Raw genomic sequence first — 5,297 nt, 5'->3', positions numbered from 1 at the left:
CGGCCCGCGCCCCCCCCCCCGCCGTTGACCCGTCATCAGATGGTGAACCGGTAGTGGGCGGTGAACAGACCGTCTTCGCCGCGGATCAGGAAGTCCACGCCGGTGACGGCCGGGCCGCCGTCGGCGGGGGTCAGCTCCCAGCCGTAGCGCACCGCGTCGTGCTGGGCGGAGGCGTGGCCGCGCAGCCGGCGGACCTCGCCCGCGGGGGCGGCGGCCAGCGCGCTCGGCACGTCCCGCTCGGCGGCGGCGTCGACCAGCCGGGCGTGCGGGCTGTACAGCGCGGCGGTCTGCTTGCCGCGCAGCTCCTCGTCCGGCTCCTTGGCCAGCGCGAGCAGCCGGCCGGCCAGCTCGTCGAGCTCGGCGACCGGGGCCGGCGGCTCGTTGAACTGGTAGTCGACCCGGATCCGGCCGGCCTCGTCCAGCAGGACGAAGTCGAAGCCGACGGCCAGCACGTCGTGGCTGCTGCCGGGCGTCATCTCCCAGTTGAAGACGGCAGCGTCGTGGTGGGCGACCAGGTTGTCGCGGTGCCGGAAGAGCAGGCCGGAGCCGCCGACGAACTGGTCGTACGCCTCGGTGGTGCGGGCGTCCAGGGCGTCGGTGCCCCGGAACACCCGGGTCTGGGTGTAGTGCAGGCCGTCCGGGGTCCACAGCTCGGCCACGGCGGCGCGGCGGGCGGCCGGGTCGGGCTCGTTCCAGACCCTGACGTAGCGGTCGAGGAAGGAGGCGGATGCGGTCACGGGGAGTCCTCTTTCGTGGTTCGGGATTCGATCGGTGCGGTGACGGGCCCGCCCCGGCCGCGGTACTGGCCGGCCGGGGCGGGGTGGGTCACCACTCGGGGTCACTTGCCGGAGTTGCCGCGGGGCAGCATCTGCACCAGGGCGGCGAGCACCACCGCGACGCCGACCAGGAAGATCACGCTCAGGTCGAACGCGTGCGGGTAGTCGCCGACGACCGGGGTGTCGCCGAGCGCGTTGTAGAAGATGATGCCGATGATCGAGACGCCCAGCGCGTTGCCGATCTGCAGCGCGGTGGTCAGCACGCCGGAGGCCGCACCCGCGTACTGCGGGGAGACCCGGGCGAGCACGGTCGAGGCCAGCGGGGCGACCGCCAGACCCATGCCGGCACCGTCGATGACCAGGCCCGGGATCAGCCAGAGGATGTGGCCGGTGGTGCCGATCTGCGAGGCGGTGATGCCCAGCACGACCAGGCCGGCGCCCATCAGCAGGGCACCCACCGCGATCACCTGGCGGCCGAGCTTGGCCGCGAACTTGCCGGCGTTCATCGAGGTGTACATGTACCCGGCGCCGATCGCCGCGAACAGCAGACCCGCCTGGAGGGCGTCCAGGCCGCGGCCGCGCTGCACGTAGAGGGCGAACACCAGGAAGAACGAGGCCTGGCCCATCCAGAAGACCAGCTGGCTGAGCAGACCGGCGTTGAACGCCCGCTCCTTGAAGAGCGACAGGTTGACCAGCGGGGAGCCGCCGCGGGCGGCGAGCCGGCTCTCCTGCAGGGCGAACAGCACGAACAGCACGGCGGACGCGGCGAAGGACAGCCAGGTCCACAGCGGCCAGCCCTTCTCGCGGCCCTCGATCAGCGGGAGGACCAGGGCGACCAGGGCGAGGGTGATGACGGCGACGCCCACCAGGTCGAGCTTGGGCTTACCGGGTGCCCGGGTCTCCGGCACGTACTTCAGGGTCAGTGCGATGATCGCGGCGCCGATCGGCAGGTTGACCAGGAAGCAGGAGCGCCAGCCGAGGCCGGCGATGTCCGCCTGGATCAGCAGACCGCCGATGAGCTGCCCGAACACCGCGGCCAGGCCCATCGCCAGACCGTAGCCGGTGAACACTTTCAGCTTGGCCGCACCCGTGTAGACGGTGCCGAGGATGGCCAGGACCTGCGGGGCGAGCAGGGCCGCCGAGACACCCTGGCCGACCCGGGCCGCCACGAGGTAGGAGCCGCTGGTCGCGATGCCGCAGAACAGCGAGGCGATGGTGAACAGCGCCAGTCCCAGCAGGAACATCTTGCGGCGCCCGTACAGGTCGCCGAGGCGGCCGCCGGTGATCAGGCCGACGCCGTAGGCGAGACCGAAACCGGCCACCACCCATTCGATCGCCGAGGCGGTCGCGTTCAGGTCGGCCTGGGTCGACGGGATGGCGACATTGACGATGAAGAAGTCCAGCGTCGTCATGAATACGCCGGAGAGCACGATCGGCAGAATCGCCCGGTGTGGCTCGGCCGCGACGTCCGCGGCCGGCGCCGACGGCGCTGCCGTGGCGGGGTTTGTCTCAGTGGTCATAGGTCCAACTCCTGGTCGATCACGTAGTCCTGCTCTGCCACAGCCGATCCGGAGGCTGTGTCCAGCTTGGCCGCCCCTGACAAGGGCGGTCAATTACCTGAGAGGTAATGGACGCCGCCCCACGGTTCGGCGACTCGCTGACAATTCGCCGACGAACGGTATTACCGCAAAGCCGCCCGGAACCCCGGCCGGCGGCATGCCGGACAGCGCTCCGGGAACTCGGTTCCGGGAATTCGGAAATTCGGGATTTCGTTCGGATGAATGCTGATCATGTTCGGGAACGCGCGAAACTGGTCGCCTCGGCACACGGGCAGGGGAGCCGCCCGATGTCGGACGTCCCCGGAAAGCACGGTGACAGAGCGTCCTGGAGCGACTGCGGACCCTGGGTGGATACCCGGTGGAGCACCGCTCGACCCCTGCTCGGCGTACCCGGCACCCTCCAGCCGGGCTCGAGCCCCCGCCCCGACAATCCGCACGCCTGTTCCGCCGGCAACCAACCGCTCTTCACCACAGGGGGAACACATGCAGTTCAGGATCCTGGGCCCGGTCGGGGCCGTCGTCAACGGCCGGTTCGCCACCATCCCCGGCACCAGACAGCGCACCCTGCTGGCCACCCTGCTGATCCGGGCCCGGCGCCTGGTGCCCACCGAACAGCTCTACACCGAACTCTGGGGCGACAACCCGCCGGCCACGGTGGAGAACTCCCTGCAGGCCCACGTCTCCCGGCTGCGCCGCACGCTGCGCCGGCTGGCCGGCCCGCACGGCGAGGTGCCGCCGCTGATCACCCAGGCCTCCGGCTACATCCTGGAGGTCGCACCCGAGGACGTCGACCTGTACCTGTTCCGCGAGCAACTCGCCGCCGCCCGGCACGCCGTGACCGGCGACCCGGAGGTGGCCGGCGCCCTGCTCGAGGGCGCGCTCGGCCTCTGGCAGGGCAGCCCGATGCAGGACGTCGCCCCCGGACCGCTGTGCCAGAGCATCGCCCTGCAACTGGACGAGGAGTACCTGGCCGCGCAGGAGGACCGGCTCTGGATGGGCGCCCTGTTCGGCGAACCGACGCACGTGATCGGCGAGTTGAAGCGGATGAGCGTCGCCCACCCGTGGCGCGAGCGGATCACCGAGATGCTGATGCGGGCGCTCTACCGCTCCGGCCGGCAGGCCGAGGCGGTCGAGGTCTACAACACCGCCCGGCAGCGGCTGGTCGACGAACTCGGCATGGAACCCTCCCCGCAGCTCAAGCAGCTCTTCCGGGAGGTCCTCATCCAGGCCCCCGCGCTGCACCAGCCCGCGGCGCTGCACCTGGTCCGCTCCGCCTGAGCGGACCCCGTCCAGCACAACGGCGCGACGTCCGGGGGCGTCGCGCCGTTGTGCTGTTGTGCCGTGCGGGGCCCGGCCTCAGTGCTCCACCGCGCCGCCCGGCAGGATCCGCCGGAAACCGGTGTACGGCACCAGCGCCTCGGGCAGCAGCACCGAACCGTCCGGCTGCGCGCCCTGCTCCAGCAGCGCCGCGACGGTCCGCCCGATCGGCAGCGCCGAACCGTTCAGGGTCGCGGCCGGCAGCTTGCGCCCCTCCGCGGTCCGGTGCCGGATGCCCGCCCGGCGCGCCTGGAAGCTGCCGCAGTCCGACACCGAGGAGATCTCCCGGTACGAGTCGCTGCCCGGCAGCCACACCTCGATGTCGTACGTCATCCGGGCCGAGAAGCCCATGTCACCGGCGGGCAGCAGCACCACCCGGTACGACAGCTCCAGCCGGCGCAGGCACTCCTCCACCTGGCCCACCATCAGCTCCAGCTGCTCCTGGGCGTCCTCCAGCGCACAGATCCGCACCAGCTCCACCTTCTCGAACTGGTGCAGCCGCAGCACCCCGCGGGTGTCCCGCCCGTACGAACCCGCCTCGGCGCGGTAACAGGGCGTGCGGGCGGTCATCGCGATCGGCAGCGCCTTGGCGTCCAGCAGCTCCTTCGCCACCAGGTTGGTCAGCGGCACCTCCGCGGTCGGGATCAGGAACAGCTCCCGGCCGCCGACCGAGGTCGCGAACAGGTCCTCCTCGAACTTGGGCAGCTGGCCGGTGCCGGTCATCGTCTCCCGGTTCACCAGGTGCGGCACCGAGTACTCGGTGTAGCCGTGCTCCGTGGTGTGCAGGTCCAGCAGGAACGAGGCCAGCGCCCGCTCCAGCCGGGCACCCGCACCCCGGCTCACGCTGAACCGGGCACCGGACAGCGCGGCCGCCCGGCCGGCGTCCAGCACCCCGAGCGACTCGCCCAGATCGGCGTGGTGCCGGGCCTCGCCGGCGGCGGGGCGCAGCGCCGGGCCGCCCTTGCGGACCTCCACCGCCTGCTTCTCGCTGTCGCCGTCCGGGACGGTGTCGAGCGGGAGGTTGGGGATGCCCGACAGGGCGTCCTCCAGGACGAGTTCGGCCGAGCGGACGGCCGCCTCGGCCTCCTGGACCTGCTCCCGCAGCCGGCGCGAGTCCTCCCGGGCCTGCTCGGACGCGGCGGGGCCGCGCGAGGCACGCTTCAGCTCGCCGCGCAGGCGGTCGACGGTCTCGAGGGCTTCGGTGCGGCGGCGGTGCGCCTCGCCCAGGAACTCCAGGTCGAGCCGGAACCTGCGCCGCGCGAGCCGGCGCACCGCCTCCGGACCCAGCTCGATCAGCTCACGTACGTCGTGCACGGCACTCTCCTCTGGAGACGGATCACGGACTTCACGGGGGACGAAGGACGGGGCACCCCAAGGGGCGCTGGGGGCACCTCCCGGCCGAAGGCTGGGGGCGGAACTGCGCGCAGCGGTAGGCCACCGGACGGGCACCTCCCGTTTCGCGCAGTTCCTCGCGCCCCTGGGAGGTGCCTTGCGCTCAAGTACCTCTGGTTCGGGCGTGAGGCCTACCGCTGCGCGCAGTTCCCCGCGCCCCTGGGAGGTGCCCTCCGTGCCACTGGGGGTGCCCTCAGCTCGACTGGGGTGCCCCCTGGGGGTGTCCCCGTCAGGGGGTGGGGACGAGGGGGGC

The 5,297-nt window shown here is 72.1% G+C and carries 4 protein-coding genes; 1 reads left to right on the top strand and 3 read right to left on the bottom strand.

From position 1 onward, the window contains the following. Positions 1–35 precede the first annotated feature (35 nt). Positions 36–737 (bottom strand): hypothetical protein, encoded by a 702-nt coding sequence (locus AA75_RS09765; protein WP_051812068.1) that lies wholly within the window; start codon positions 735–737, stop codon positions 36–38. Between the two features lie 101 nt (positions 738–838). Beyond that, a complete protein-coding gene (locus tag AA75_RS09760; RefSeq protein WP_082526382.1) occupies positions 839–2,296 on the bottom strand; it encodes an MFS transporter in 1,458 nt (485 codons plus the stop codon). Between the two features lie 522 nt (positions 2,297–2,818). Here AA75_RS09760 and AA75_RS09755 point away from each other — a divergent pair. Next, positions 2,819–3,613, top strand: coding sequence for an AfsR/SARP family transcriptional regulator (locus tag AA75_RS09755; RefSeq protein WP_033819465.1), 795 nt, complete (start codon positions 2,819–2,821; stop codon positions 3,611–3,613). Positions 3,614–3,691: 78 nt separating this feature from the next. Here AA75_RS09755 and serS read toward each other — a convergent pair whose 3' ends face one another. Further along, entirely contained in the window at positions 3,692–4,966 is a 1,275-nt protein-coding gene (serS, locus tag AA75_RS09750; protein WP_033819464.1) for a serine--tRNA ligase, read from the bottom strand. Positions 4,967–5,297: the final 331 nt, after the last annotated feature.

Origin of the sequence: Kitasatospora sp. MBT63 (assembly GCF_000710465.2) — a bacterium.
GTDB lineage: Bacteria > Actinomycetota > Actinomycetes > Streptomycetales > Streptomycetaceae > Kitasatospora.
This window is presented reverse-complemented; position numbering and strand designations above follow the sequence as displayed.